The organism is Enterobacter sp. Res13-Sevr-PEC09-46 (genome assembly GCF_015672585.1).
In the GTDB taxonomy this organism is placed as follows: Bacteria; Pseudomonadota; Gammaproteobacteria; order Enterobacterales; family Enterobacteriaceae; genus Enterobacter; species Enterobacter hormaechei_C.
This window is the reverse complement of record NZ_JADABR010000005.1, coordinates 198197-225139: the sequence shown is the minus strand read 5'-3', so window position 1 is coordinate 225139 and position 26943 is coordinate 198197. Positions and strand designations below refer to the sequence as shown.

Sequence of the window (26943 nt, the reverse complement as noted above, 5' to 3'; positions counted from 1 at the left end):
ATGCCGGACAATGACATTTTTAACTGACGATTAACATTACGATGAAACACCCGTTAGAATCGCTGCTCACCGCAGGGGGCATTTTGCTGATGGCCCTGCTCTCCTGCCTGCTGTTACCCGCGCCGTCGCTGGGTCTGGTGCTGGCGCAGAAGCTGGTTCAGACCTTTCATATGGTCGATCTGAATCAGCTGTACACCATTCTGTTCTGTCTGTGGTTTTTGGTGCTCGGCGCCATCGAATTCTTTATCCTGCGTTTCATCTGGCGCCGCTGGTTTTCACTGGCGTCGTAAGCCAGTGAGATCGCGCATCCCGTGGATCAGCGCTTCACACCAGGCCGCGTAGTCGTGGCCGCTGGATGAGGGGTGGAAGCTGACGCGGTAGCCTTTATTCCTCAGCACCTGTTCAAAATCCTGCGTGGTGCGATAGATGCCGCCGCCCGGTCCCGTGGTTTCAAACTTCCCGGCCTGTAACCAGAAGCGCACCGGATACGGTGGAGACTGTTGGTACTGACGCGTCAGCCAGCCGGGAGCGTCACCTTCTGGTGCCCACCAGTAAGAACCGGAAAGGCTCAGCACGTTGCCAAACAGGCGCGGATAGCGCAGCGCCACCCATGAAGAGGCAATTCCCCCGTAGCTTGATCCTGCCAGTACGGTTTTCTGCCGCTGCATGCCGATGCCCTTCCCCCGCAGCCACGGCAGCAGCTCGTGCGCCATAAAGTCAGCAAAATCCGGGTTCGGCGGCAGCTCGTTGCCGCGACGGGCGTGATCGAGGCTGTCGATAAACACCACGTTAATCGGAGGCAGGTGATGTCGGGCAATCAGACCGTCCAGCACGTTGGCAAAATGGTATTCGTCCTGATAAACCTGTCCGTCGAAAAGGATGAGCGTCCAGCGTGCAGGCTGTGCGCCGCGCGGTTGGTAGATCATCACGTCGCGGGCATTGCCGAGGATGTTGCTGCTCAGCCTCTGGCGGCTCAACGTCCCGTGTAACAGCGGCTGTGCCGTAGCCCGAACGGAGCAGTAGCGCGCCGGGCTGAGATCGAGCAGAGAATAGCGATTCCAGCGATCGGTCTTCTGCTCCCCAAAGCTATTCGGGTTAAGCGGATCGGCCTGCGCGCTTACCAGGATGGCGCGGCGTTGATCGCGGGCAGAGCCTTCAACGATCGGCACATCGGGGGCGAGCTTGTACTGCATCACCGTATCAGCGGGGACCACGTAGCTGCGGAACCAGACGTCGCTGTTGCCCAGACGGAACAGCGGATCGTGATCCCCCGCCGGAGAGCCGAGAATGAAGACGTTATCCCGCGCGCCGCGCCACAGAAAGGTCACCCGCTTATGGCTCGCATCTACCGGCTCCACCATCGGCGTTCCCTGTCGACGCTGCGCCTGCCAGAACGCCTCGGTACTTCCACCGGCAGAAATGACGTTTGCCAGCGCCTTCAGCGTCGGGCTTTCTGGCGCCAGCATCTGCACGCGTGGTAACGGAGAGGTCTCTTTCATCCGCCACTGAAAACGCCACGGCTTGCCGGCTTCGCCGTGTAGCACCAGCGAGGTGTTCTGTTTCACCGGCAGGGCAAACAGCAGCGTGTGTTCCCCGTCCGCAGGACCGTTTTCGATCAGCGTGCGGATGCGGCGGTTTTGCCCATCCAGCAGGCGCGCATCCGTCACGCCATGCAGCGTGGCGGAAACGTAATTTTCATCCAGCTCGGGCAGGGAGAAGCAGACTTCGCCGCTGGCATCAAACTTTCCCTGAACATCGCCCTGCCGGGACGACTGCTCGCACGTTGCCGCCACGGCGGGCAGCGCGCCGATCCCCAACAGCAACCCACTCCATACCCTTTTCATTACCGCTTGTTCCCCAACGAAATTTGTTAACAACGCTAATGCAAATGGTAATAATTTGCAATATCATCAACGGCGTTTTACCGGTGTTTTTATGGCGATAGCAACCAAGGACGTTCAATAAAAATGTTTAAAAATAATAAGATAATGCAGCTCTGGCTGCTGAGTCTGGCGACGACCAGCGTCGCGGCTCAGGCAGAAACGAAAGAAGAAACGATTACGGTGACGCAGGGCGTGAGTGAAGAGCCCACTGCGCCCGTAAAAGGCATTGTGGCGACGAAAACGCTCTCCGCCACCAAGACCAGCGCGGAGATCGTGAAGACGCCGCAGTCGGTATCGGTGATCACCCGCGATCAGATGAACATGCAGGACGTCACCTCCGTTTCGCAGGCGCTGCGCTACTCGGCGGGCGTGTTTACCGAGTACCGGGGCTCGTCTAACCGTAACGACGAGGTGTTTGTGCGCGGCTTTAGCTACGTGCCGAAATTCCTCGACGGCTTAAGCTTTGGCGCAACGGCTTCCTCACAGACGGGCACAGTTGACCCGTGGCTGCTGGAGCGCGTGGAGCTGGTGCGCGGCCCGGCCTCGGTGCTGTTTGGACAGGTGAATCCGGGCGGGTTAATCAGTATGACCAGCAAGCGCCCGACGGCGGAGGCCATTCACAACGTGCAGTTCCGCACCGGCAATAACGATCTCGCCGAAGGTGCGTTTGATTTCGGCGGCAAGCTGAGCGACGACGGCCGCGTGCTGTATCGCGTGAACGGTATCGCCCGTACGCAGCATAATCAGGTGGACGATTATAAAGAGACGCGGATGGCGATCGCCCCGGCGATCACCTGGTACCCGAACGATCAGACCCGCTTTACGCTGCTGACCAGCTACCAGAAAGATCCGGATGCCGGATACCGCAACTTCCTGCCCGCGTATGGCACGGTGAAAAGCGCCGACGGGAAGTACATCCCGCGCGACTTTAACGTCAGCGATCCGAATTACAATCAATCCTGGCGCGAGCAGACGATGATTGGCTACGAGCTGGAACACCAGTTCGCCGACAACCTCACCTTCCGCCAGAACGCCCGTTACGCCACCATCAAGCAGAAATATCGTTATCTGGTTTACGCCAACAGCGCGGCCAACAGCACGGTGTTGACCCGTCGCGCCCAGCGTGAAGAGCGCACGACCAACGAATTTGGCCTTGATAACCAGCTGGAATATCTGCTGGAGACCGGAAGCGTCAACCACACCCTGCTCGGCGGGTTTGATTACAAGACCAGTAAGGATAAACAGCTGCTGGCGCGCGGGAGCGGCTCACAGTATGACCTCGACTGGACAAACCCGGTTTACGGTGTGAACGTGGATGAAAGTACCTTCAAAACGGCCACCGACGAGCAGCAAAATCTCGACCAGATGGGCCTGTATCTTCAGGATCAGATGAGCTGGAACAACTGGGAGTGGCTGGTTTCCGGGCGCTACGACTGGAGCGAAGTGCGTACCAACGACTTCACCGATAACAGCTTTACGCAGCAGAACGACAACAAATTTACCTGGCGCACTGGCCTGCTGTACGCGTTTGATTCTGGCCTGTCGCCGTACATCAGCTACAGCACCTCGTTTGAACCGAACCTGCAAACCAACCGTGCGCCGGGCGTTGCGCCATTCAGGCCTACTACCGGGGAGCAGACCGAGATTGGCGTGAAATATCAGCCGGTCGACACCACGCTGATGACCCTGGCGCTGTACGATTTGACTCAGGACAACGTCGCGACCTATAACAGCGCTGAAGGCTGGTTCGAAAATGCGGGCAAGGTGCGTTCGAAAGGCGCCGAAGCGGAAATCCACGCCACGCTGATGGATAACATCAACCTGATTGGCTCCTACACTTACACCGATGCAAAAACCGAAAGCACCACGGTGGCGGGAACTGAAGGCAAAACGCCTGCGCGCATTCCAGCGCATATGGCATCGGCGTTCGCCAGCTATACCGTTCCGGGCGGAGCGCTGAAGAGCCTGACCGCTGGCGTGGGGATGCGCTACATCGGCACCAGCTACGGCGATGCGAAGAACACCTTCAAGGTGCCATCGGTGGATCTGTATGACGCGATGCTGCGCTACGATCTGGGCGAGATGAACCGCAGCCTGAAAGGGGCAAGCGTGCAGTTCAACGTCAATAACGTGGCAGACACGAAGTATGTGGCGTCATGCGCAAGCGATACGGCGTGCTTCTACGGGATTGGCCGGACGGTGACGGCAACGGTGAATTATCGGTGGTAAGTGATTTGTAGGCCCGGTAAGCGCAGCGCCACCGGGCAACTTAGGGCACCGGGCCCACAAAAAAGCCGGGTGGCGGCTACGCCTTACCCGGCCTACACGCGACATGTTAATGTGTCTGGCTATGGTTCTCTTTACGGTACGCACCCGGCGGCTGGTTGAAGGTGCGGGTAAAGATGCGGGTAAACGTCTGCTGCGAGTCAAACCCGTAGCGCAGGCAGATATCGTACACGCGCTCGTCTGACTCACGCAGATCGCGCGCCGCCATCAGCAGCTTGCGTTCGCGGATGTAGCGCCCCAGACTTTCGCCTTTGTATTGCATAAACAGCCGCTGTAAATGCCATTTTGAGTAACCCGCATGGCGGGCAATCTCTTCGATGCGTAACGGCTGGTGTAGATTGTCATCAATCCATTCGACAATCGTATCAATGACCTGAGCGGAAATCGTCATACTGCTCTCCCCCTCTGCTTCTCGCTTAAACATTATTCCCACCACTCGCGAAATTGTTGCGTGGTATCACTCACCCGCACGGGCTCGCCCAGCTCCGGCGTCAGCAGCCGGTAGTTTTTATCCTTACTGGCTTTCGCCAGCTGGATCAGTGGATCGTTCCAGGTATGTTTCGCCAGCACAAAACGCCCGTTATGTCCCGGTACGACCGCTTTGGCATTGAGATCTGCCGAGGCCTGCGCCGTTTCTGCCGGGTGCATATGGATGTACTTCCAGTCCTGGTCGTACTGGCCGTTTTCCATGATGGCTAAGTCAACTCCGCCAAACTGCTCGCCAATCGCTTTGAAGTGCGGGCCGTAACCGGAGTCTCCGCTGTAGTAGACCTTTCGCTCTGGGGTGACAAACATAAAGCTGCCCCACAGGGTCTGGTTACGCTTAATGCCGCGCCCGGAAAAATGGCGCGCCGGCAGAACGTGCACCGTCAGCGTATCGCTGATATGCACCGACTGGTTCCAGTCCCGCTCGTCGATAATCTCAGGGTTCATCCCCCAGTAGCGCAGATGCGACCCCACGCCCAGCGGGGTGACCACGCGCTTAACCTTCGGCAGCAGCGCCTTGATGGTGGCGTAATCCAGATGGTCATAGTGATCGTGGGAGATAATCAGCAGGTCGATCTCCGGCATGCTCTCCGCACGCCACGGGTACTCCCCCGCAAACGCTTTATTGAGAAAGGAGAACGGTGCGGCGTAGCTACTCAGAACCGGATCGATCAGGATGCGTTTCCCCGCCAGCTGCATATACCAGGAGGAGTGGCCGAGCCACACCAGCGTGTCCTGTTCAGGCGACAGGCTCGCCAGATCGGTTTTCACCAGCGGCAGCGGCTGCGCAGGACGGGCGTTTTCGGTTTTACGGGTAAGGAACTGCCACCACGCCACCAGCATATTTTGTTGCCCGGTAAAGCCCGGCGTAGGGAGCGTGTTATGGAATTGCCCGTCGCGATAGTGCGGAGAGGCTTCCACTTCAGAGAGCTGCGCACCCTGCGGTGGCTGGCCAAATCCGGCATTTAGTACAAACGGTAAACTGGCAGCTGAAGCAATAATCATGACTAACACCATGCAGATGAATAGAGGCTTTTTCATTTCCTGACCCGCCTACGCGCCCCATCCGATGGTTTGCGCGGGTGACACTTGATTATGAGTGAGTAAGCACTCATTATAGATAGGATGATTACGCCGTCAAGAAGGTTTTCGTTCTTTGACATTCCGCGTTGCAGCGTATCAAGGCTCGTGTTTCAATCAGGGCTTTTACAATTGACGGGAGGAAAAATTTAGTGGCACGTCCGAAGAGTGAAGATAAAAAACAGGCCTTACTGGAAGCAGCAACGGCTGCGTTTGCGCAGTCAGGTATTGCCGCCTCAACGGCGTTAATTGCCCGTAATGCGGGCGTCGCTGAAGGGACACTGTTTCGCTACTTTGCTACCAAAGACGATCTGCTGAATGCCCTCTACCTGCATCTGAAGCAGGATCTCTGCCAGACCATGCTGGCGAATCTCGATCGCACCATCACCGAGCCAAAAGAGCATACCCGCAATATCTGGAACAGCTATGTAGACTGGGGCATTCGTAACCCCCTGGCGCATGCGGCTATCCGCCAGATTGGCGTCAGTGAAAAGCTGAACGCCGAAACCGAGCAGGCGGTGAAAGACATGTTCCCGGAACTGCATGAACTGTGTCGTCGTTCGATCCGCCCGGTGTTTATGTCTGACGAGTTTAAGACCTTCGGTGATGCAATGTTCTTATCGCTGGCTGAAACCACCATGGAGTTTGCCGCGCGCGATCCGTCCCGTGCCGTCGATTTTAAAGCGCTGGGCTTTGAAGCCATGTGGCGCGGGCTTGCTGAGGAAGATAACCATGGACAGTAAATCCTTGCAGGAACATGCCAGACGCGTCGCGCTGGAGATGCCTTTTACCGAACATTGCTGGCCGTTTGGCCCGGAGTATGACGTGTTTAAGGTGGGCGGGAAAATTTTTATGCTGATGGCGACCGCACACGGTCGGGCCCACGTCAGCCTGAAATCCGATCCGGAAAAATCGCTGCTCAATCAGCAGATCTACCGTGGCGTGGAGCCCGGTTACCATCTGAATAAAAAACACTGGATCTCACTTTATGGCACGGACGACATCACGCCTGAACTGGTCACCGACCTGATTACGGATTCGTGGAATCTGGTCGTTGATAAACTGCCGAAAAAAGATCAGAAGTGGATTCGGCCAGCCTGATTGTTCGTCTGAGACGAACAGAATAAGCGCTCGAATCGCACTTATCTTTTCCCGCTTCGCGCGGTAATCTGCTTTCCTTTCACGCCCGCCCGCGGGCGAATTTCATCACCAGGAGTTGTTATGGATATTATTTCTGTCGCCCTGAAACGCCACTCTACCAAGGCGTTCGACCCAGCCAAAAAACTGACCGCAGAAGAAGCGGAAAAAATCAAAACGCTGCTGCAATACAGCCCGTCCAGCACCAACTCCCAGCCGTGGCACTTTATTGTTGCCAGCACTGAAGAGGGTAAAGCGCGCGTGGCAAAATCCGCGGCGGGCACCTATGTGTTTAACGAACGCAAAATGCTGGATGCCTCTCACGTGGTGGTGTTCTGCGCGAAAACCGCGATGGACGATGCCTGGCTTGAGCGCGTTGTCGATCAGGAAGAGGCTGACGGCCGTTTCGCCACGCCAGAAGCTAAAGCCGCGAACCACAAAGGCCGCTGCTATTTTGCCGACATGCACCGCGTGGATCTGAAAGATGACGACCAGTGGATGGCGAAGCAGGTTTACCTGAACGTCGGCAACTTCCTGCTGGGCGTGGCCGCGATGGGCCTGGATGCGGTACCCATCGAAGGGTTTGACGCCGCGATCCTCGACGAAGAGTTTGGCCTGAAAGAGAAAGGCTTCACCAGCCTGGTGGTGGTCCCGGTCGGGCATCACAGCGTGGAAGATTTCAACGCCACGCTGCCGAAATCTCGCCTGCCGCTGAGCACGATTGTGACTGAATGCTAAGCGCTTCTGGCACGCCGGCTATCGGCGTGCCCGTTTTCAGTAAAGCGATATCTGCGGATGCTTTACCCCGCACACCAGCGCATAACGCGTTAATGTATCGAGACTCGCCCGGGTAATATTTGCTTCCATTCGTGATACCGTCGGTGCGCTGACGCCCATCCGCTCCGCCACCTGGGCGCGCGTCAGACCAGCATGATTGCGCCATTGCGCCAGCATCTCCCGCAGGCGTTCCTTGCGCTCTTCTGCATCAAAGGAAGCCTGAACTTCTGAATCGCTTAACAGTTCAGCTCTGAGTTCGTCCCAGTCAATAATCTTTTTGCTCATCCAACATCTCCTGTTGTCGTTTCAGTGCCAGACGGAGTTCAGCAGAGGGCGTTTTTTGCGTCTTCTTGATAAATATCCCCATCGCCGTCGGGTTAGCGAGAAATTTATCAAGCTGGCGGTCAGCTTCGCCTGTACTCCTGAAGGCAGAAAAAGGCCCCCTGATATTAGCATATAAGGCAATTTGCATTAAAGGCTAAGTCACGCGTTGATTCCCTGAAAGCCCCTCGCAAAAAACTTACTTCCCCTGCTCCGCCAGCCACGCCATCGCCTTCTCCCCTGCCTCATCCACGGGTAAATAGACCAGCAGCCGCGATCCGTTTCGCGGGGCGGAGTACCAGTACATCTGCTGGAGATGAAAATCCCCCAGCTCGGGATGGGTGAACAGCTTGAGCTGGTTCTCCACGCCGCGCACGTCGTTACGCTGGTGCCACAGGGTTTTGAACTCTTCGGACACCGCAAAAAAACGCGCCAGCTTCGCTTCCCAGAGCGGGTCGCCACGGTGCTCAGCCATGGCCGCGCGGAAGTAGGAGACGAAAATCGGCAGCACGTCGTCACGTTTGCCAAGCCGCGCGCGCCACGCCGGATGGGTGAGGAACAGGTAAATACAGTTGCGATCTTCCGGCGGGATGGCGTTGAAATCGACGCCCATCAGGTGGCCAAAGCTGTCGTTCCACGCCACGATGTCGAAATTCGGTTTCTGAATACTGGCAGGTTTCGGCATCAGGGTATCCAGCAGGCGACGCGTGCCTTCGCTGATCCCCTCGCAGCATACCGCCTGCGGGGCTTCACCCGGCGGCAAACCGGCGAGCACAAAAAGATGTCGGGCTTCGGTCGGGGTGCATTGCAGCGCTTTTGCAATGGCGGCCATCACCGCGCTGGACGGATTGACGTCCCGGCCCTGCTCCAGCCAGGTGTACCAGGTCACGCCGACATCCGCGAGCATCGCCACCTCCTCCCGGCGCAGGCCCGGCGTGCGGCGGCGGCCGCTGCGCGGTAAGCCGAGACGCTGCGGATCGAGGCTTTCGCGCCGGGCACGCAAAAACGCGCCCAGCTGCTTGCGGGTGTCATCCTGGAGAGAGGTGACAGGTTCAGACATCAGCGCCATAACATCTCCTGCATGGTAGTGCCAGTACCAGTATAAGCAAGAACTGGTACCCGTTTATCAGATGGTTGATGCTACGACTCTACGCTGTTTGACGCAATGGAGTCACCATGAATACGTCAGTTGTTTCACCGGGTCGTGCGGGCCTGATATTGCTGTTAACCGGCCAGATGCTGCCGTTGATTGATACCTCAATCACCAACGTGGCGCTGGATTCCATCACCCATTCATTACACGCCACCGCCACTGAACTGGAGCTGATCGTCGCCCTCTACGGCGTGGCCTTTGCCGTCTGCCTGGCACCCGGCAGCAAGCTGGGCGATAACCTTGGCCGCCGTCGCCTGTTTATGTGGGGCGTGGCGTGTTTTGGCCTGGCCTCGCTGCTGTGCGGCATGGCAGGCAATATCGAACAGTTACTTGGCGCGCGCATTATTCAGGGTGCGGGCGCCGCGCTGATCATGCCGCAAATTCTCGCGACGTTGCATGTGACGTTAAAAGGAACGGCACACGCCAGAGCGATCAGCCTGTTCGGGGGTATCGGCGGTATTGCATTTATCGTCGGCCAGATGGGTGGCGGCTGGCTGGTGTCGGCGGACATCGCCGGGCTGGGCTGGCGCAACGCCTTCTTTATCAACGTGCCGATTTGTCTGGTGGTGCTGGCGCTGAGCCGTCGCTACGTGCCGGAAACCCGCCGCGACACGCCGTCGCGCATTGACTGGACCGGGACTGTCCTGCTGACGGCAATACTGTGCTGTCTGCTGTTCCCGATGGCGCTCGGCCCGCAGTGGCACTGGTCGTGGCCGCTGAAGGCCGCACTGCTGGCGATTGTGCCGCTGGCCTGTTTGATGGTACTGAACGCGCGCAAAAAAGAGCGTGAGAATGCCCACCCGCTTATCGCGCCGCGCCTGTTGCAGTTGCGCAGCATCCGCTTTGGCGTGCTGATCGGGATACTCTTTTTCAGCGTCTGGTCCGGGTTCATGTTCTGTATGGCGTTGACCATGCAAAGCGGTCTGGGGATGGCGCCGTGGCAGTCAGGAAACAGCTTTATCGCGCTTGGCGTCACCTATTTTATTTCTGCCTGGTTCGCCCCACGCCTGATTGCCCGCTACAGCACCAGCGCCATCCTGCTGACCGGGCTTGCGATTCAGCTTGTCGGCCTGGTGGCGCTGATCGCCACGTTCCGTCACTGGGGAATGCAGAATACCGCGCTGACGCTGGCCCCGGCCACCGGGCTGGTGGGTTACGGGCAGGCGCTGATTGTAAACAGCTTCTACCGTATCGGGATGCGCGATATTCAGCCTGACGACGCGGGGGCCGCGAGCGCGATTTTAAGCACGCTGCAACAGGCTGCGCTGGGGCTTGGCCCGGCCATTTTCGGCGCGATTTTGCTGCACGGGCTGCAAAATCATCACGGAGATTATACCCAGGCGGTCAACGTCTTCCTGATGGTGGAAACGGCCATGATGGGGGTGCTGGCGCTGGCCACGCTGCGTATGCGCCATCGTCTGTGTTTACCGGTCGTCAAGGCCTGTCCGGCGACAAAATAAAACTGCCTGAATTTGCATAATAGATCCGCAGCCGCCATTATGGGGCTGCATCAATACAGGAGACGTTATGCAGGAATTAATTGCTCAGGTTGAAGAGTTAGGGATTGAAATTAATCACACCACCTCTTTAGTGATTATCTTTGGTATTATTTTTCTTACAGCCATTATCGTTCATTTTATTCTGCACAAAGTGGTGCTGCGCGCATTCGAGAAACGCGCCCAGGCCAGCAGTCATTTATGGTTGCAGATCATTACGCAGAACAAATTATTTCACCGTCTGGCGTTTACCCTCCAGGGGATAATCGTCAACGTTCAGGCGGTTCTGTGGCTGCAAAAAGGCAGCGAAGCGGCGGAATTACTCACCACCTGCGCAAAATTGTGGGTGATGGTTTATGCCCTGCTCTCCTTCTTCTCGCTGCTGGACGTGATTTTCAATCTGTCGCAGAAAATGGCTACCGCCTCGCAGCTGCCGCTGAAGGGGATATTCCAGGGCATCAAGCTGGTGAGCGCCATTCTGGTGGGAATATTAATTATCTCCCTGCTGATCGGTCAGTCACCCGCCATTCTGATAAGCGGCCTGGGTGCGATGGCTGCCGTTCTGATGCTGGTCTTTAAAGACCCGATACTGGGCTTAGTGGCGGGCATTCAGCTCTCCGCCAACGACATGCTCAAGCTCGGCGACTGGCTGGAGATGCCGAAGTACGGCGCTAACGGCACGGTGACCGACATCGGCCTGACCACCGTTAAAGTGCGCAACTTCGATAACACCATCACCACCATCCCGACCTGGGCGCTGGTGTCCGATGCGTTCATCAACTGGAGCGGCATGTCCGCCTCCGGTGGCCGCCGCATTAAGCGCAGCCTGAACATCGATACCACCAGCATTCATTTCCTCGACGAGCAGGAACAGCAGAAACTGATTCAGGCGAAACTGCTGAAGCCGTATCTGGCGGCGCGTCATGAGGAAATTAACCTGTGGAATCAGCAGAACGGCGAAGGGGAATCGGTATTAAACCTGCGCAAGATGACCAATATCGGCACCTTCCGTGCCTACCTGAATGAATATCTGCGTAACCACCCGCGCATTCGCAAAGATATGACGCTGATGGTGCGCCAGCTCGCGCCGGATGCCAACGGGCTGCCGATTGAAATATATGCCTTTACCAACACGGTGATCTGGGCGGAATACGAAGATATTCAGGCCGACATCTTCGATCATATTTTCGCGGTGGTAGATGAATTTGGCCTGCGTATTCACCAGTCGCCAACCGGAAACGATATTCGCTCGCTGGCTGGCGTCATCGCCAGATAATCAGGAGCTGGCGCGGGAAATAAAGCGCCAGTCCATCATGACCCTTTCCGTGGGCGCATCCGGGTTGTCGATCTTATTTAACAGCAGATTGACCGCCTTGCGCCCGATATCCCGCGACGGCTGTTCAATAGTGGTGAGTGAAATCATCTCCGCCAGCTCAGTGCCGTCAAAGCCGACCACCGCGATATCTTCTGGCACCCGCAGCCCTGCCTGCTGAATGGCGCGCAGCGCCCCCGCCGCCAGCGTATCGGAAACGGCAAACACCGCATCCGGCGGGTTTGCTTTTAACAGATTTTGCATCGCCGCCATGCCCGCACCAGAGCTGAGCTCACTGGCGTACTCCACCGCCTGATAATCCAGATCCCGCAGGTGTATGACGCTCTTATAGCCGCGCTCGCGCAGACGGGCATATTTGTAGCTGAGGTCGTGGTTGATGAGCGCAATGCGTTTGCGTCCCCCGTCGGCAAGCTGGCTGACAACGTGCTGGGAGGCATCAACATCATTAATCCCCACGCAGGAGACCGCGCCCGCATCGGCGTATTCAGCGCACTGCACCCACGGCGCGTTGCCAATCAGCGCGGCCAGCTCCGGCAGTTTCGAGAATGCATCCATGGTGATAATGCCGTCGACGATTTTGCCGGAGAGCAGGCTTAAGCCCGAGCGGGAGCGCTCAATATCCGAGCCGGAGTTGCAAAGCAGAATGCGATAGCCGTTCTTTTCTGCCTCGGCTTCAATGCCCTTCACCACTTCGGCGCAGAACGGGTTGGCGATGTTCGAGACCATCACCAGGATCATATAGCTGCGGGCAGTGCGCAGCTGACGCGCCAGCAGATTGGGCTGATAGTTACTCTCCTGGATCGCCTGCAAAACGCGCTCGCGGTTTTTCGCCTTCACGGTATCGCTGTTATTCAGTACGCGGGAGACCGTTGCTACGGATACCCCGGCCAGTTGAGCGATTTTCTGAATTGACATAGCGACGATACATCCTGCGGTTAGCGTTTTGTGCAGGCTACCATAAATTGATTGCCCGGCGAACCGGGCAATGCGTCAGTATTCCACGCGCACCCAGCGCTGCTGCTGATGACTTTTCATAATCGCATCAATGATATACATCACACAGGCGCCATCGTGGAAGGTGGCAAACTGCGGATTATCCGGCATCGCGCCCGCCTGCACGGCACGGTAAAACTGCGCCATCATATTTTTAAAGGCATCCGGCCAGCCTTCAATGTGCCCGCCGGGGAAGTGGGCGCTGTCGGCCACGTCACGGTTCATAAGGCCCGGATCGTCGCAGAGTATCTGGTTTGCCCTGGCGCGATGGCCGACCCACAGCTGCTGCGGGATTTCCTGATCCCACGCCACCGACTGCTCGCTGCCGTTAATTTCAAAGGTCAGGCGATTTTTTCGCCCCGCGCTCACCTGCGAGACGCTAAAGCTGCCCTTGCTGCCGTCGTCAAAGCGGAACAGCACCGAGCCAAAGTCTTCGGTGGTGACCGGTTTGTCTTCATACTCCGCCTGCTCGTCATGGGAGAAGGTCTGATGACCGCCCGCGCTGGCCTTGCGCGTCGGCCAGACGGTGGATAAATCAGCCATCACCCCGGTAATACGCCTGCCGGTCACATACTGTACCGTATCGCACCAGTGGGAGCCGATGTCCGCCACCGCCCGCGACGCGCCGCCGAGCGCGGCATCCACCCGCCAGTTGTAGTCGGTTTCCAGCAGCATCCAGTCCTGTAAATAGCTGCCGTGCGAAGCAAACAGCCGCCCGAGGCTGCCCGCACGCATCATGCTCGCCGCCTGGCGCACCATCGCAAACTGGCGATAGACAAAACTCACGCCATGCACCACGCCTGCCTGCTCCGCCAGCGCCACCAGCTCGCGCGCCTCGTCCGGCGTCATGCACAGCGGCTTTTCGGAAAACACGTGCTTGCCCGCACGCAGGATCTGGCGGTTAATCTCCGCGTGCAGGTGGTTCGGCGTGCAGTTGTGCACCGCGTGCAGATTAGGGAGCGCGAGCAGTTCCTCCACGCTGGCACAGGCGTGCGGCACATTGAGCTGGTGCGCCTTTTCCTGCGCCTTAACGAGCGAGCCGTCACAGAGCGCGACCACCTGCACAAACCCGAGACGCCTGAGCGCCTCGATATGCGCCGGGCCAATAAACCCGCTGCCGATAATCCCGACGTTAATCATGGCTGCCCCCTGCGGCGAAATCATCAAACGCCCGTCCGGAAACCGGGATGATATGACGGCGGATAAATTCACTGCCCTCACTCGCGCCGGTATCGCCATCCTTCAGGCAGCACTCCCACTCCAGCACCGCCCAGCCGTCGTAGTCGTACTGGGTGAGCTTGCTGAAAATGCCCTTAAAGTCGATCTGTCCGTCGCCGGGCGAGCGGAAGCGTCCGGCGCGGTTGATCCACGGCTGGTAGCCGCCGTAGACGCCGCTGCGCCCGCTGGGGCGGAACTCGGCGTCCTTCACGTGGAACGCTTTAATGCGCGCATGGTAGATATCAATAAAGGTCAGATAGTCCATCTGCTGGAGCAGCATATGGCTTGGATCGTAGAGAATATTACAGCGCGGATGGTTATCGACCAGCGCCAGAAAACGCTCGAAGGTGACGCCGTCGTGCAGATCTTCCCCCGGATGCAGCTCAAAGCAGACGTCCACGCCCTGCTCGTCGAAGGTATCCAGAATCGGCCGCCAGCGGGCTGCCAGCTCCCCGAATGCATCCTGAAAACGCTGCTCGTTGTGCGGCGGCCACGGGTAGAAAAACGGCCAGGCCAGCGATCCGGAGAAGGTGGCGTGTGCTTTCAGGCCTAATCGGGCCGAGGCGACCGCCGCCTGCTTCAGCTTTTCCGTCGCCCACGCCTGACGCGCCGCCTCGTTACCCCGCACGGAGGCAGGGGCGAAGTGTTCAAACGCCTCGCTGTAAACCGGGTTTACCGCAACAAGCTGCCCTTCCAGATGGGTCGACAGCTCGCTGATGACCAGCCCATGCGCGGCCAGCCTGGCGGTGATGTCGTCGCAGTAGGCCTGACTCTCTGCGGCTTTCTCCACATCAAAAATATGCGGATGGTTGCAGGGGATCTGCACCGCTTTGTAACCCTTCCCCGCCGCCCATCCTGCCAGCCCGTCGAGCGTGTTGAAGGGCGCTTCCCCGCCAATAAACTGCGACAGAAAAATGCCCGGTCCTTTCATTGTCCTCATACCACCTCCTGAACGTTACGCCTTGTCATCGTCATACTTAAACGTGAGAAGGAAAATCAGCGCGATCGCCGCGGCAGCCACCGCCGGGATCCACCAGAATGTGACCCACGCCTGCGGCACGGTCTGCCCTGCCACCAGACGGTTGTAGAGCGCGCCGGAAATCTGCGAGCCGAGCAGCATGCCGATGCCGTAGGTGAACATCACGATCATGCTCTGCGCCTGGCCTTTGACCTTTTCGCCCGCCACGCGGTCGGTGTAGATAAAGCCAACGACAAAGAAGAAATCGTAGCAGACGCCGTGGAGCAGAATGCCGAGATACAGCAGAATGCGCCCCTCCTCGCTGACGCCCAGCGCGAACATGGCATAACGCACGAACCACGCCAGCATGCCGATCAGCAGCATATATTTCACGCCCAGGCGGCGGAACAGCAGAGGAATAACCAGCATGAAGACAATCTCAGACATCTGCCCGAAGGACATGGCGGTGCTGACGTCGGCAATCCCGGCATCCGCCAGATACGAGGCGGTGTAGGCGTAATAGGTGCCGAGCGGGACGGAGATCAGCATCGCGCAGACGGAGAAAACGAAGAAGTGGCGGGTTTTAAGCAGCGCGAAGGCGTCCGCGCAGAAGAGATCCCGCACCTTTACCGGCAGGCCTTTCGCTGGCGCGGGCGTGTGCGGCAGCGTCAGGCTGTAGAGCGCCAGCAGCACGGAGCTGACCGCCGCCACCTGGAAGATGGTGACGCTGGACGCCACGCCGGTGACGCCGATGAAAATGCCCGCCGCGATCCAGCCGATGGTGCCGAACACGCGCACTACCGGGAAGGTTTTATCCACGTTCGCCAGGCTGTGAAACGCAATGTTGTTGGTCAGCGCCAGCGTCGGCATATAGCAGAGCGTGTAGCCAAACAGCAGGCCAATCAGCAGCGCGCCGTTCTCAGCAATCAACGCCCCCGGCACGAACCAGAGGATCGCCGCGCCCGCGAGGTGCATCACCGCCATCACCTTCTGCGAGGCGAAGAAGCGGTCCACCAGCATCCCGAGCACGAACGGCGAAAGAATGGAAGCGATGGGTCCGGCAGAGAACGCGTCGCCAATCAGCAAAGACATGTTGTGCCGGGTCATCACCAGGCCAAGCGTGACCGACCAGCTACCCCAGATAAAAAATTGCAGAAACATCATCAGCGACAGACGCGGCACCAGCAGCCGGTGCTGTGTTATCGCCTTTTCACTACTCTCAGTTGACACCATGATAAGCCTCACCCGGAAAAAGTAATCGATTACAAATTCGCTCAAATGAAAAGTAATCGATTACAAAAAAAAGATCCTGTGGATCAAAACAGAATTGGGAGGGGAGTCACGATAACGGTGAAGGGGAGGTGCCGGGTGACGGCTGCGCCTTACCCGGCCTACTAAATAACGTCCCCGAACATGTAGGCCCGGTAAGCGCAGCGCCACCGGGCGTTAAGGCGGGCAGTGTGGTGCGGTCTGGTGCCCTCACCCCGGCCCTCTCCCACAGGGAGAGGGTGCAAATACTAAAAACGGCAACCAGGTTGCCGTTTTGCTTTTACCTTCGTGAAAGCTTAAATGCGATAAACAGGAACACCACCCACACCGGCAGCAGCATCGCTGACAGGCGCATCTCATCCATGGTGCACATCAGCACCAGAATCAGGCCGAGGAAGGCGATACAGAGGTAGTTCCCCGCCGGATAGAGCAGCGCTTTAAACTGCGTCTCGCGCCCCTTGCGTCGCATCGCCGCGCGGAAGCGAAGGTGCGCCAGGCAGATCATGATCCAGTTCAGCAGCAGCGTGGCGACAACCAGCGCCATCAGCAGGCCAAACGCCTCTTTCGGCAGCAGATAGTTAATCAGCACCACCAGCGAGGTGATAGCGCCAGAAAGGAACAGCGAATTGATCGGCACGCCGCGACGGCTGACGCGGGTGAGGAACTTCGGCGCGTTGCCCTGTACGGAGAGGCCAAACAGCATGCGGCTGTTGGAGTAAACCCCGCTGTTGTAAACCGACAATGACGCCACGAGAATGACGAAGTTGAGCGCCGAAGCCACCACGTTGCTGTTCAAATCGTGGAAGATCATCACGAACGGGCTACTGTCAGATTTCACTTCTACCCACGGATAGAGCGCCAGCAGCACCACCAGCGAGCCGATATAGAACAGCAGGATACGGTACACCACCTGGTTGACCGCTTTCGGAATGCTTTTGTGCGGATCGCGCGCTTCAGCCGCGGTGATGCCAATCAGCTCCAGCCCGCCGAAGGAGAACATAATGACCGCCAGCGACAGGATCAGCCCTTTCCAGCCGGTCGCCAGAAAGCCGCCGTGCTGCCACAGGTTGTCGATGCTTGCACGCTCGCCGCCGTGACCGGAGAACAGCAGCCACAGGCCAAAGCCGATCATGCCAATAATCGCCAGCACCTTGATCAGCGCAAACCAGAACTCGGTCTCGCCATACAGGCGCACGTTCACAAGGTTAACGGCGTTAATGATGATGAAGAAGGCCGCGGCCCAAATCCACGTCGGCACGTCCGGGAGCCAGTACTGCATATAGATGCCGGCGGCGGTCAGCTCTGCCATGCCCACCAGCACGAACATCACCCAGTAGTTCCAGCCGGAGAGGAAGCCTGCGAACGGCCCCCAGTATTTATAGGCAAAGTGTGCGAAGGAGCCGGACACCGGCTCTTCAACGACCATCTCGCCGAGCTGGCGCATGATCAGGAAGGCGATAATCCCGGCGATAGCGTAACCCAGCAGAACCGCCGGGCCAGCCATTTGAATGGCGGGGCCGATGCCGAGAAACAGCCCGGTACCGATCGCGCCGCCAAGGGCAATTAACTGAATATGTCGATTTTGCAAACCACGTTGCAGCGTCGGACTCTGATCCGACGAAGCTTCAGCGCTACCATGGCCTGAAGCGGATGACGCGTCTTTCACGCCCTACCCCTGTCTCTTTTTTAGAAGGGGCACGTTTTAACACTTCATGCTGGTGGTAGCAAGCTTAACGCCGGGCCAGCGCATGCGCCCGGCGGATAAACGTCACGACCCGATGATCCCGCCGTCCGCTTTGGTAATCACCACCGTTGACGATCGCGGACGCCCGTTCGGGCTGGCGTCTGGCCAGTTGGAAACAGCGCGCGGATTGGCCGGGTCGGTAATATCATCCCCGCCCTCCCCCGGATGCTGAATGTTGATAAACAGCGTGCGGTTGTCAGGCGTAAACGCAATGCCGGTGATTTCGCACCCGCGCGGCCCGGTCAGGAAACGGCGATACTCGTTGGTGCCCGGAATGGTGGCCACCATCTGGTTATTGCCCATCCCCTCGTACGCTTTCTTATTGATGGTGCTGGAGGAGACGTCGGTCTGGATCCACAGGACGCCCTGGTGATCGAACGACAACCCATCCGGGCTGCCGAATGCCGCGCCCTGCATGGAGCCTTTGGCCTTCGGATCGTCGCCGTCGGTACGCCCGGCCATAACCAGAATATCCCACTTAAAGCGTGCGGCGGCAGGATCGGCACCCTCTTCGTGCCAGTGCATGATGTGACCAAACACGTTGTTGGCGCGCGGGTTAGCGGCATCGACCGGTGCCTTCCCCTCTTTACCGCGATCGCTGTTGTTGGTGAGCGTACAGTAGACGCTGCCGCTGGCGTGCGGATCGACGGCAATCCACTCGGGACGATCCATTTTCGTTGCCCCCACCGCGTCGGCCGCCAGGCGGGTTTTGATCAGCAGATCGCCCTGGCTTTCAAACCCGTTGCTTTTATCCAGGCCATTTTGCCCGAAGATCAGCGGCAGCCAGTCGCCGCTTCCGTCCTGGTTGAACCTGGCGACGTACAGCGTGCCGGACGTCAGCAGCTGCATATTGGCTTCCCGGTTCGCGGGATCGTATTTTTTGTCGGAGACAAACTTATAGATATACTCAAACTTCTGGTCGTCGCCCATGTAGACCACCACGCGATTATCGGCGGCGAGCGTGACGGCGGCCCCCTCATGCTTGAAGCGGCCCAGCGCGGTGTGCTTGCGCGGGGTGGAGGTCGGGTTGAAGGGATCGATCTCCACCACCCAGCCGAAACGGTTGGGTTCGTTAGGGGTTTTATCGACGCTAAACCGCTCATCCACCTCGTTCCAGCGATAGGACTCATCGCTGTCGCTGATGCCGTAGCGTTTTTCCAGCGGATTGAGATCGGCTTTTTTCACAAAAATGTCCGACCAGTTCTCCTCGCAGGTGAGATAGGTGCCCCACGGCGTGTGGCCGTTGGCGCAGTTCTGCATGGTGCCCAGAACGCGTTCCCCCTGCGGATCGGCGGCGGTTTTCATTAAATCCTGATGCCGCGCCGGGCCGGTAAGCTGCATCGGCGTATTGACGGTAATACGCCGGGCGAAGGAAGACGGACGCACCACCTCCCAGCCGCTGCCCGTTTTTTTCACTTCCACCACCGACACGCCCATCGCGTTCTGCCCCTTGCGGGCTTTATCGAGGCTCCAGTTCGCCGTACCGTCGGTAAACAGCATCCCGTTATCGATGTATTCATGGTTCAGCGCCAGCAGGCCATGTTCCGGGTTTTGCGCCCCCTGCGGCAGGCTAAACCACGCCATGCCGTCGTGGTGCATGCCCGCCTGCACAGCCTGTTCGTCTGTGGTATTGCTGGCGTCCGGCTTAAATGCCGGCATGTTGTCTTTGATCCCCGTCGGATCACCCCAGCGATAGAACGGGCGGGCAATATAGCCTTCCGGCACCCTGACCGTGTCTTCCGTGGAGACGTCGATGCTGGTAAAGCCCAGGGAAACCGCTTTTGCCAGCGCGGAAGGCTTCGATACCGCGGCAATGGCATTTTCGGGTGTAATCAGATACGGGAATGATACGGCGGCCCCCGCTACGGCCCCCATCTGGAGAAAACGGCGGCGGGAGAGGAACACCTCTGCCACCTCGGAGAATACCGGGTTAGCGCTGCGGTTACTGATATCGTCGCGATGTTCTTTTTTAAATACGGATTTGAGGGGTCTGCCCATAGCGGCTTCCTGTCATTGGCCAAGAGGTAAGGATGTGGCGACCAGTGTAAGAAGCTTTTATTACAATTTTATAACACGACAACGAAGGGATTGGGGCGTCCCTGCCCCGGATAACGAGGTGGAACGCTTAGAACTCGTAGCCAACCGAGACCTTAAAGGTACGCGGCTCGCCCTGAGTGATGTAAGTACCGGAATCGTCCACGCTTGACCAGTAGTTCTCGTTGGTCACGTTGTCGATGCCTGCCCGCACGGTCATCTGGTTTTCATTGTGGTTCACCGCGAAGCGATAGCGCATGCCCAAATCCAGCGTGGTGTAGCTGTCCAGCTTTTTGGTGTTCGCAAGATCGGCATACTGCGTGCCGGAGTGGTTAACGCGCGCGGTCGCCGTCAGGCCTTCAATCGGCTTGATGTCGTACTCTGCGCCCAGCACGGCGTAGAAGCTCGGAATACCGATCGCATCGTTGCCCTGATTGACACCGTTTTTGGTTTTGGTCAGCTCGGCCTGCAACCAGGTGGCGCTGGCATTCAGGCGCATCCCGAGCATGGGCTCGCCGAAGACGTTCAGCTCCACGCCGCGGTTACGCTGTTCTGCATCCAGGCCATAGTGACCGCTGTCGTCAAGGATCGCCGACGGCATTTTGATCTCAAACAGCGCCAGGGAGCCGCCCACGCGGCCAAAGTCCGCCTTTACGCCCACTTCGTTCTGCTTAGAGTGCACGATACCGGTGCTCTGGCCGTAGTTGTTTGCTGAGCGAGGCGCAGTTTCACCGGGCTGTAACGCCTCGGTGTGGTTGGCGTAGAGGGAAATTTCCTCCCACGGTTTATAGACTACGCCGTAGGTTGGCATCCAGCGGCTGCCGTCGAAACCGTCCGCATCGTTCTCTGCGCCGGTGATTTTGTTGTACCCGCGGATGACAACTTTCTGATGACGTGCGCCTGCGGTGAACAGCAGCCTGTCATCCAGCACGCCCAGGGTATCACTCAGCAGCCAGCCCTGCGTGCGGGTGCGCCCGCTGGTCAGCGGATCGCTGTATTTGCCGCCTGAGCCGCTGAAGTTGCTGCTGTCCGGCATAGCCACGCCGGTGTTGTGGTAGATGTTGGTGGTCGGGTTATCCGCCGCGGCCGACATCTTCCACGCGATTTTTTCGTTTTTGGTCATCGCCGAATATCCGACGTTGACCTTGTGCGTGACGAAGCCGGTAGTGAAGTTACCGCGAATACCCGCCATGCCGCTGACGGAATCGCTGATGCGGTTGGTATCAAGGCGGCTGACCGTCGCATTACCGCTCTTATCGAGGAGCTTCGGCGCGCTGTAGATCCCTTCTTCGTGCGCGTGCTGCGCGCCGAGACCGGTATACGCCGTCCAGCTATCGGTGATGTCGTACTCGCTGCGCCACATCCCGAACTCGTTTTCGATATCGCTGTAGGCCCACTTCTGCGAGAAGTTGCGATCGTTCTTCGGCGGTTCAGGCACAAAGTCCACCGCCGAGATGTTGACGCTGGTTGGGCTGCCGTGGAAGGTTTTTTTCTGGTAGCCCAGGTCCAGCGAGGTGCGGAAGCGGTCGCCTTTGTAATCCAGGCCGGTGGAGAGCAGCGTGGTGCGGCGGCGGTCGTTCGGCACGCCGGTTTCCCCTTCGCGATGCACGAGGTTCACGCGCGCGCCAAACTGGTCGTTATCACCAAAGCGACGACCCGCATCCAGCGTGGTGCCAATCTGGGAATCCGAGGTGTAGTCAACGCCCACTTTCGCCTGCGGGGTGTCGCCCGCGTGTTTAGGCTCAAGGTTGATCATCCCGCCCACGCCGGAGCTTGCGGCGCCGTTCATCAGCGAGTTGGCGCCTTTAAAGATCTCGATGCGGTCAACCATCTGGGCATCCACCACCTGACGCGGCAGCACGCCGGACAATCCGCCAAAGGTCATATCGTCGCCGTCAAACTTCAGGCCGCGAATGCGGAAGGTTTCCGCGCTGTTGCCGTACCCCTGAACGAACTGCACGCCCGCGTCGTTAGCAACCACGTCAGCAATGGTTTTCGCCTGCTGATCTTCCACCAGCTTCGAGGTGTAGCTGATGATGTTGAACGGCACGTCCATGGCGTTCTGCTGACCGAGCATCCCCATTCGTCCGCCGTTCGCCACCTGCCCGTCAAGGAAGGCGGGCACCAGCTGGTCGCCGCCGGGTTTGAAATCACTCCCCGCGGTGGACTGGACGACGATGGTGTCCTCTTTTTTTTCATCCGCCGCAAAAGCGGAGTGGGTTACCGCGCCGATGGCTATCGCCAGCAGCGTTTTGTGCATTGTGGTGTTGTTCATAATGAGCTCTTAACGTGCGCGCAAAAATGACCCGTTATCGGGCCTTAAATGTTATTAAAAGAAATGCAAATGAGAACTATACGCATTATGAATACGTAATCAAGTGTCAACGAGCCTCTCTGCGCGAGAAGCGGCAAGAAACAATGTTGAGGGGGAGGTATGGCGCGCAACCACCCCGAAACAGGGGTGGTTGCTAAGGCATTATTTTTTCTTGAAAATATCGGCGGTACCGTGAATTTTGTTGTTGGTATTACCGGAAGTCAGCACCAGAACATCAGCACCTTCTTTATCGGCTTTCTCGATCAGCTCTTTTTTCGCGTCGTCTACCGAGACTTCATTGGAAGTGCTAACCGTACCGATTTTTTCATACTGTGATTCCACTTTCTCAAACTCGTTTTTCGTCAGCAGTTCAGCCGCAAAGGTATTGGTGGTAAACAGAAATGCAGTGCCCATCAAAATAGCAGTCGTTTTTTTCATAACCTTTTTCCTTGAGATTAATCAGCAACTACGAAAAGCCCCACGAGTAAGAGTGAGGTGATATGAGCATGGTAGAGGAATAGCAAAATTGCCATAGGGTAAGAAAAATACTGTTATAACAGTCAATTGTGCTGTGAAAAATGTGCGTTAACGCTACTTTCGCGAGGGGTATTTCATGGAGAAAATCAGCAGGACGTCGCGCAGGCGGCAATCTGTGAAATTTAATGGCACGCCCTGTAGGATTCGAACCTACGACCTACGGCTTAGAAGGCCGTTGCTCTATCCAACTGAGCTAAGGGCGCACGGAGAAGAGTGTACTTCGCGGTGGTGAAACGCCTGGAATTATACGGTCAATGCGTAGTGAGTCAATGCCTTTTCCGCCTTCTCTGGCGATAATGACTAGCTGATTGTAAATACGGCTGTTTTTTCAACATTTATCCCTCTTTTACGGGCTGCGAAAAGGCTTAGCCGCTTTTAAGTAACGCCTGCTGTTTTCCTGTTTACTTCACCTTCACACTGTCCAGCGGTAACCCGGCCGCCTGGAGGCTGGAAGTGAACAGGACGACGGAGTGACAGCGCCAGACCAGACAGGTTTTCCCTCGTGCGTGCAGCACATCTCACACGATATTACAGGCATTAAGCTTGAACCCATTGTCGCCCTCTCATCTTCGCGCACGGTGGGGGCCGAAGTGCTCAGCGTGCTGTCGCCGCATCAGCAAAACGAAAGCTTTTTCCAGGACTGGTCCGCCGCCCGGGCGCTTATGCTGCTGGAAGCACAGATCGCCGCGTTAAAAAACCCCTTCCCCTGTGACAACCTTTTCATAAATTTGCCGATAACCGTTCTGACCATACCGGAAATGTTCCAGCGTTTACTGCAACTTAACAGCCCACCGCTGAACATTGAACTCGTGGAGCCTGCCTCGTTCTTTACACTCTCAGACCCGGCGCGTCTGAGGGTGAGTTGTGCGCTTCAGCAGTTGACCGCGCGAGGACACCGGATCTGGCTGGATGATATTGATGAAGCGTCAGGACAAGCATTTTTATCCTGCCGCCTGCCATTAAGCGGAATAAAAATCGATAAGATCGCTTTCTGGCGTTTACGTGAAACGCAGGCGCTGACACAGCTGGTCACCCTTTGTTCAAAAATCGCTGCGAATGTGCTTATTGAAGGCATTGAAACAGAACGGGACCGTACTTGCGCGCTTCATGCTGGCGCGCGCTTCGGTCAGGGATATTATTGGCCATCCTGGAGATGGCAGGAGGACTGAACGGTCATCGCCAAGAGGGAAGCTATGCGAATGACAGTGCGCCGTTACCGGCGTCGTCGGACAGGAAGTGATTCACTGGGTTCTACGCACTCGCCTTTTGCTCTCCCATTTTTTGATCGTCTCGAATATTTGAGCCAGTCAATCAACCAGACCCGCAAAACCGATGCTCCCTTTATCATTCTGGTCACACAGGATAATTTTTTCCGTTCCGGTTTACTGAGCGGGCAGTCGCCCCTGAGCAATTGCTGCGACTATTCCACGCTGGAAGCCGCCCTCAGTGATTTAAATCACTGGCCTTCATCGCGTCTGGTAATAGACATTGAGAGCCGCGCCTCGCCGCTCATCGACCTGCTGGACCGATTACGCCGCCACAGCCTGTTCGCCCCCTACCTGACACCCTACCTGCTCGTCCGCGCCGATGATTATGATGCTCGCCTGTTTTGTAAAGCGGCTGGCCCTTTTCATGTGCTTGAACGCCAGCTAACGGCGCTGGCTATGCAACAAACCTTGCTGGAAGCACCGTCACCGGCCGGCAACCGCAAAGAGTGGTTTTCACGGGATGAATGGCCGATCTTACAGGCGCTGTCGCAGGGGAGCTCCTTGCGGCAGATCGCGCAGTTACAGAACCGCCCCTACAGCCGCATTATTTACCGTCTCAGCTGCATCCTGGCGAAACTTGGGCTGAATCATCGTCATGAGTTGCTACATCTTCTCAACAACCTCTCAGATTTCACGTATTAACGTATTCAGTAACTTCTTAATTCCTAAAGACCTTTAGGAAATTACTTAGGATGTATGTTAAATTTTTGTGTTTTTTAACAAAACTTTCGATTTTATAACTATTCCTAATTCCAGGTCTTAAACCATGCGAAATGCTGCCGGTACGCTCAACGAGAGTGATTTTATCCATGCGTTAAGGTTCTGGCGCTTCAGTTAACAGGATGATAATGGTGTAAAAACAAGCGATTCACCTGTAAAAGAATGCGATGAGAGGTGAAGAAAACAGCAGATAGTACTGTTCTGTTGTTGGGAACGGCAATTTGCCAGGAGGCGTTTGAAACGGAGAGATGACGCACGAAATGGCGGATTTCAGGGATGGCAGGCAGGCGGGATGTTGGTTGTCACAGCCCGCCCGCTGTTAACATTCATTTAACATACAGTAAAATCGTTTATTTTTTGTTATTACATAAAGATGAAAGTGTGTGGTAAATGCAATATCAGGACATTTTTGCTAATTTTAAAAAGTTAGTGATTCAGATCCAGAACATAATAATCAGCAATATATGGATATTAATTTACAGGCTTTTCGGACAATACTTAAACGGTATAATAAGACGTGTTTGACACGCGAATAAGAAAAATCATTTTGCCATAACCAGCCTTATGAGATAACTGCGCTGAGGCATTGATATCACCACTACGTAAACAAGGATGCTTTCGCTCTTCCCAGGGACATTTACCGTACAAGGATCTGCGCAATTATCCTTCCGGCTTTTCGAGAGTTTTAACAAAACTCAGCATAACGCTTTTAACAATCTGAGGCATAAAAAATGAAACCGGCATCCGTTATCATTATGGACGAACACCCTATCGTCAGAATGTCGATAGAAGTCCTGCTACAGAAAAATAAAAACATCCAGGTCAAACTGAAGTCAGGCGACAGCCACGAGGTGCTTGACTGTATACGCAACCACCCCATTGACCTGGTCATTCTCGATATTGAAATGACGGGCACGGATGGGTTCGTATTACTGAAAAGAATCAGGAACTTAAATAAAGACATTAAGGTTCTTTTCCTCTCTTCAAAATCTGAAGCCTTCTACGCAGGACGCGCCATCCGCGCCGGGGCAAATGGTTTTGTCAGTAAGCGAAAAGATCTGGGGGAAATTTATAACGCGGTGGAAATGATCCTGACGGGCTATTCCTTCTTCCCCTCAGAAACATTGAGTTTTATAAACCACCTGGGCTCGCGGACGGGCGCCGCCGTGGATATGCCATTATCAAATCGTGAAGTGACGGTTCTGCGATATCTGGCGAACGGATTATCTAATAAGGAGATTGCGGATCAATTATTACTTAGCAACAAAACAATTAGCGCCCATAAGTCTAATATCTTTTCCAAGCTGGGCGTGCAAAGTATCGTTGAATTAATTGATTACGCGAAGGCGCACGAATTACTATAATCCTACCCTCTCCCTGCAACATATAACCGTTACAGGGAGAGTGGATACGATTAATTATAATTAATCATGAAAGTTGCATCGGCGTCAGCCCGTCCCGGCTGCGGGTTATCCGCCGTGGCGATATAATTGGCATAAAACGACAGTTCGGCATTTCCCTGCGCATCTACCGCCACCGTCTGGCTGGTCTGCTGCAACGCGAGGCGCGTTTTATCCCGGTCGAGGATCTCCACGGCCACGTTGCTGGCCGCGCTGGCATCATTCAGCGCCAGCAGGCTGTTATCATGCCCGTCCATCTTCCCCGTAAATGTGACCGAAGCCGCCCCCGGCGGACATCCGGTCAGCTTCAGGGTGAATGGTACAGGCTGCGTCCGGCTCCCCGTTGTGCGAAGCTGTTTCGTGGGCCAGGTGCCGAGCGTGACGGTTTTATTGCTGTCGTCCCCCTCCGCCACGCAGGTAAAATCCACGATATTGCCGTAAAGCTGAATGTTAATTTCCCCAAGCGCCGTCTCTGCGTGTGCAGGGGAGCAAAGCGCAAAGAGAGCGACGGCTAAATACCGCATTCCGTTTCGCAT

General features: G+C 56.7%; 25 protein-coding genes and 1 tRNA gene. 10 read left to right on the top strand and 16 right to left on the bottom strand.

Features of this window, described 5'->3' with window-relative positions; all coding sequences use genetic code 11:
- Positions 1 to 41 precede the first annotated feature (41 nt).
- The gene (locus IMQ56_RS02335; RefSeq protein WP_003858875.1) at positions 42 to 290 is read left to right on the top strand and encodes a DUF1158 domain-containing protein; all 249 of its coding nucleotides are present in this window, start codon (positions 42 to 44) and stop codon (positions 288 to 290) included.
- On the opposite strand, the gene IMQ56_RS02330 is transcribed toward IMQ56_RS02335, so the two are convergent.
- The gene (locus IMQ56_RS02330; RefSeq protein ID WP_023303241.1) at positions 276 to 1844 is read right to left on the bottom strand and encodes an alpha/beta hydrolase-fold protein; all 1569 of its coding nucleotides are present in this window, start codon (positions 1842 to 1844) and stop codon (positions 276 to 278) included. The genes IMQ56_RS02335 and IMQ56_RS02330 overlap by 15 nt on opposite strands.
- Before the next feature lie 123 nt (positions 1845 to 1967).
- Between IMQ56_RS02330 and IMQ56_RS02325 the strand changes: the two genes are divergently transcribed.
- On the top strand, positions 1968 to 4112 hold the full coding sequence (locus IMQ56_RS02325) for a TonB-dependent siderophore receptor (protein WP_196063753.1): 2145 nt from the start codon (positions 1968 to 1970) through the stop codon (positions 4110 to 4112).
- 106 nt (positions 4113 to 4218) lie between these two features.
- Here IMQ56_RS02325 and IMQ56_RS02320 read toward each other — a convergent pair whose 3' ends face one another.
- Together IMQ56_RS02320 and IMQ56_RS02315 are read right to left on the bottom strand one after the other, a co-directional pair.
- A complete protein-coding gene (locus tag IMQ56_RS02320; RefSeq protein ID WP_017694370.1) occupies positions 4219 to 4560 on the bottom strand; it encodes a RamA family antibiotic efflux transcriptional regulator in 342 nt (113 codons plus the stop codon).
- A 32-nt stretch (positions 4561 to 4592) separates the two neighbouring features.
- Positions 4593 to 5696: a RomA family MBL fold metallo-hydrolase gene (locus IMQ56_RS02315; protein WP_063134766.1), complete on the bottom strand. Its 1104-nt coding sequence runs from the start codon at positions 5694 to 5696 to the stop codon at positions 4593 to 4595.
- A gap of 191 nt (positions 5697 to 5887) precedes the next feature.
- Between IMQ56_RS02315 and IMQ56_RS02310 the strand changes: the two genes are divergently transcribed.
- From IMQ56_RS02310 to nfsB, 3 genes are all read left to right on the top strand, one after another.
- On the top strand, positions 5888 to 6478 hold the full coding sequence (locus IMQ56_RS02310) for a TetR/AcrR family transcriptional regulator (RefSeq protein WP_003858882.1): 591 nt from the start codon (positions 5888 to 5890) through the stop codon (positions 6476 to 6478).
- Positions 6468 to 6836, top strand: coding sequence for an MmcQ/YjbR family DNA-binding protein (locus tag IMQ56_RS02305; RefSeq protein ID WP_003858883.1), 369 nt, complete (start codon positions 6468 to 6470; stop codon positions 6834 to 6836). The genes IMQ56_RS02310 and IMQ56_RS02305 overlap by 11 nt, the downstream gene beginning before the upstream one ends.
- 120 nt (positions 6837 to 6956) lie before the next feature.
- Complete coding sequence (gene nfsB, locus IMQ56_RS02300) at positions 6957 to 7610, top strand: oxygen-insensitive NAD(P)H nitroreductase (RefSeq protein ID WP_003858884.1); 654 nt, start codon at positions 6957 to 6959, stop codon at positions 7608 to 7610.
- A 36-nt stretch (positions 7611 to 7646) separates the two neighbouring features.
- On the opposite strand, the gene IMQ56_RS02295 is transcribed toward nfsB, so the two are convergent.
- Genes IMQ56_RS02295 through IMQ56_RS02285 form a run of 3 tightly spaced genes read right to left on the bottom strand, consistent with a single transcriptional unit; the run spans position 7647 to position 9039 of the window.
- Positions 7647 to 7934, bottom strand: a complete 288-nt coding sequence (locus IMQ56_RS02295) for a helix-turn-helix transcriptional regulator (protein WP_196063754.1) — start codon at positions 7932 to 7934, stop codon at positions 7647 to 7649.
- Entirely contained in the window at positions 7915 to 8121 is a 207-nt protein-coding gene (locus IMQ56_RS02290; RefSeq protein ID WP_039271411.1) for a hypothetical protein, read from the bottom strand. Before IMQ56_RS02290 ends, IMQ56_RS02295 begins: the two co-directional genes overlap by 20 nt.
- 48 nt (positions 8122 to 8169) lie before the next feature.
- Positions 8170 to 9039, bottom strand: a complete 870-nt coding sequence (locus IMQ56_RS02285) for a helix-turn-helix transcriptional regulator (protein WP_045334174.1) — start codon at positions 9037 to 9039, stop codon at positions 8170 to 8172.
- Positions 9040 to 9146: 107 nt separating this feature from the next.
- Here IMQ56_RS02285 and IMQ56_RS02280 point away from each other — a divergent pair, with 107 nt between their 5' ends.
- Both IMQ56_RS02280 and IMQ56_RS02275 read left to right on the top strand, forming a co-directional pair.
- Complete coding sequence (locus IMQ56_RS02280) at positions 9147 to 10583, top strand: MFS transporter (protein ID WP_048220293.1); 1437 nt, start codon at positions 9147 to 9149, stop codon at positions 10581 to 10583.
- 67 nt (positions 10584 to 10650) lie between these two features.
- Positions 10651 to 11895 carry a mechanosensitive ion channel family protein gene (locus IMQ56_RS02275; protein ID WP_022650531.1) on the top strand — a complete coding sequence of 415 codons (1245 nt, stop codon included), beginning with the start codon at positions 10651 to 10653 and terminating at the stop codon, positions 11893 to 11895.
- On the opposite strand, the gene IMQ56_RS02270 is transcribed toward IMQ56_RS02275, so the two are convergent.
- From IMQ56_RS02270 to IMQ56_RS02230, 9 genes are all read right to left on the bottom strand, one after another.
- A complete protein-coding gene (locus IMQ56_RS02270; protein ID WP_015571213.1) occupies positions 11896 to 12867 on the bottom strand; it encodes a LacI family DNA-binding transcriptional regulator in 972 nt (323 codons plus the stop codon).
- 75 nt (positions 12868 to 12942) lie between these two features.
- Positions 12943 to 14085: a Gfo/Idh/MocA family oxidoreductase gene (locus IMQ56_RS02265; RefSeq protein WP_032620131.1), complete on the bottom strand. Its 1143-nt coding sequence runs from the start codon at positions 14083 to 14085 to the stop codon at positions 12943 to 12945.
- The gene (locus tag IMQ56_RS02260) at positions 14078 to 15103 is read right to left on the bottom strand and encodes a sugar phosphate isomerase/epimerase (protein WP_165729683.1); all 1026 of its coding nucleotides are present in this window, start codon (positions 15101 to 15103) and stop codon (positions 14078 to 14080) included. The genes IMQ56_RS02265 and IMQ56_RS02260 overlap by 8 nt, the downstream gene beginning before the upstream one ends.
- A 15-nt stretch (positions 15104 to 15118) precedes the next feature.
- Entirely contained in the window at positions 15119 to 16354 is a 1236-nt protein-coding gene (locus IMQ56_RS02255; protein ID WP_023324265.1) for an MFS transporter, read from the bottom strand.
- Between the two features lie 316 nt (positions 16355 to 16670).
- A complete protein-coding gene (gene pheP, locus IMQ56_RS02250) occupies positions 16671 to 18056 on the bottom strand; it encodes a phenylalanine transporter (protein WP_045334430.1) in 1386 nt (461 codons plus the stop codon).
- A gap of 102 nt (positions 18057 to 18158) precedes the next feature.
- Positions 18159 to 20132: a PhoX family phosphatase gene (locus IMQ56_RS02245; RefSeq protein WP_017694375.1), complete on the bottom strand. Its 1974-nt coding sequence runs from the start codon at positions 20130 to 20132 to the stop codon at positions 18159 to 18161.
- Between the two features lie 127 nt (positions 20133 to 20259).
- Positions 20260 to 22443, bottom strand: coding sequence for a TonB-dependent siderophore receptor (locus tag IMQ56_RS02240; protein WP_196063755.1), 2184 nt, complete (start codon positions 22441 to 22443; stop codon positions 20260 to 20262).
- Positions 22444 to 22644: 201 nt separating this feature from the next.
- Entirely contained in the window at positions 22645 to 22920 is a 276-nt protein-coding gene (gene yahO, locus IMQ56_RS02235) for a DUF1471 family periplasmic protein YahO (protein ID WP_017382562.1), read from the bottom strand.
- A gap of 225 nt (positions 22921 to 23145) precedes the next feature.
- Positions 23146 to 23222, bottom strand: a tRNA-Arg gene (locus tag IMQ56_RS02230).
- A gap of 303 nt (positions 23223 to 23525) precedes the next feature.
- Between IMQ56_RS02230 and IMQ56_RS02225 the strand changes: the two genes are divergently transcribed.
- From IMQ56_RS02225 to fimZ, 3 genes are all read left to right on the top strand, one after another.
- Entirely contained in the window at positions 23526 to 24188 is a 663-nt protein-coding gene (locus IMQ56_RS02225; protein ID WP_017383241.1) for an EAL domain-containing protein, read from the top strand.
- Positions 24189 to 24212: 24 nt separating this feature from the next.
- The gene (locus tag IMQ56_RS02220; protein WP_017383240.1) at positions 24213 to 24929 is read left to right on the top strand and encodes a response regulator transcription factor; all 717 of its coding nucleotides are present in this window, start codon (positions 24213 to 24215) and stop codon (positions 24927 to 24929) included.
- A gap of 809 nt (positions 24930 to 25738) precedes the next feature.
- Entirely contained in the window at positions 25739 to 26371 is a 633-nt protein-coding gene (fimZ, locus tag IMQ56_RS02215; protein ID WP_003858901.1) for a fimbria biosynthesis transcriptional regulator FimZ, read from the top strand.
- A 50-nt stretch (positions 26372 to 26421) separates the two neighbouring features.
- Here the strand turns inward: fimZ and sfmF are convergent, their stop codons facing one another.
- Positions 26422 to 26943, bottom strand: coding sequence for a fimbria assembly protein (gene sfmF, locus IMQ56_RS02210; RefSeq protein WP_017383239.1), 522 nt, complete (start codon positions 26941 to 26943; stop codon positions 26422 to 26424).

What these genes read in the sequence shown, in the direction of transcription:
- IMQ56_RS02285 (WP_045334174.1), bottom strand. Translation starts at nt 9,039, where the DNA reads ATGGCGCTGATGTCTGAACCTGTCACCTCTCTCCAGGATGACACCCGC.
- IMQ56_RS02220 (WP_017383240.1), top strand. Translation starts at nt 24,213, where the DNA reads ATGCGAATGACAGTGCGCCGTTACCGGCGTCGTCGGACAGGAAGTGAT.
- sfmF (WP_017383239.1), bottom strand. Translation starts at nt 26,943, where the DNA reads ATGCGAAACGGAATGCGGTATTTAGCCGTCGCTCTCTTTGCGCTTTGC.
- IMQ56_RS02315 (WP_063134766.1), bottom strand. Translation starts at nt 5,696, where the DNA reads ATGAAAAAGCCTCTATTCATCTGCATGGTGTTAGTCATGATTATTGCT.
- IMQ56_RS02335 (WP_003858875.1), top strand. Translation starts at nt 42, where the DNA reads ATGAAACACCCGTTAGAATCGCTGCTCACCGCAGGGGGCATTTTGCTG.
- nfsB (WP_003858884.1), top strand. Translation starts at nt 6,957, where the DNA reads ATGGATATTATTTCTGTCGCCCTGAAACGCCACTCTACCAAGGCGTTC.
- IMQ56_RS02245 (WP_017694375.1), bottom strand. Translation starts at nt 20,132, where the DNA reads ATGGGCAGACCCCTCAAATCCGTATTTAAAAAAGAACATCGCGACGAT.
- IMQ56_RS02330 (WP_023303241.1), bottom strand. Translation starts at nt 1,844, where the DNA reads ATGAAAAGGGTATGGAGTGGGTTGCTGTTGGGGATCGGCGCGCTGCCC.
- IMQ56_RS02275 (WP_022650531.1), top strand. Translation starts at nt 10,651, where the DNA reads ATGCAGGAATTAATTGCTCAGGTTGAAGAGTTAGGGATTGAAATTAAT.
- IMQ56_RS02255 (WP_023324265.1), bottom strand. Translation starts at nt 16,354, where the DNA reads ATGGTGTCAACTGAGAGTAGTGAAAAGGCGATAACACAGCACCGGCTG.
- IMQ56_RS02270 (WP_015571213.1), bottom strand. Translation starts at nt 12,867, where the DNA reads ATGTCAATTCAGAAAATCGCTCAACTGGCCGGGGTATCCGTAGCAACG.
- IMQ56_RS02305 (WP_003858883.1), top strand. Translation starts at nt 6,468, where the DNA reads ATGGACAGTAAATCCTTGCAGGAACATGCCAGACGCGTCGCGCTGGAG.
- IMQ56_RS02240 (WP_196063755.1), bottom strand. Translation starts at nt 22,443, where the DNA reads ATGAACAACACCACAATGCACAAAACGCTGCTGGCGATAGCCATCGGC.
- IMQ56_RS02325 (WP_196063753.1), top strand. Translation starts at nt 1,968, where the DNA reads ATGTTTAAAAATAATAAGATAATGCAGCTCTGGCTGCTGAGTCTGGCG.
- IMQ56_RS02320 (WP_017694370.1), bottom strand. Translation starts at nt 4,560, where the DNA reads ATGACGATTTCCGCTCAGGTCATTGATACGATTGTCGAATGGATTGAT.
- fimZ (WP_003858901.1), top strand. Translation starts at nt 25,739, where the DNA reads ATGAAACCGGCATCCGTTATCATTATGGACGAACACCCTATCGTCAGA.
- yahO (WP_017382562.1), bottom strand. Translation starts at nt 22,920, where the DNA reads ATGAAAAAAACGACTGCTATTTTGATGGGCACTGCATTTCTGTTTACC.
- IMQ56_RS02290 (WP_039271411.1), bottom strand. Translation starts at nt 8,121, where the DNA reads ATGCAAATTGCCTTATATGCTAATATCAGGGGGCCTTTTTCTGCCTTC.
- IMQ56_RS02280 (WP_048220293.1), top strand. Translation starts at nt 9,147, where the DNA reads ATGAATACGTCAGTTGTTTCACCGGGTCGTGCGGGCCTGATATTGCTG.
- IMQ56_RS02265 (WP_032620131.1), bottom strand. Translation starts at nt 14,085, where the DNA reads ATGATTAACGTCGGGATTATCGGCAGCGGGTTTATTGGCCCGGCGCAT.
- IMQ56_RS02295 (WP_196063754.1), bottom strand. Translation starts at nt 7,934, where the DNA reads ATGAGCAAAAAGATTATTGACTGGGACGAACTCAGAGCTGAACTGTTA.
- IMQ56_RS02260 (WP_165729683.1), bottom strand. Translation starts at nt 15,103, where the DNA reads ATGAGGACAATGAAAGGACCGGGCATTTTTCTGTCGCAGTTTATTGGC.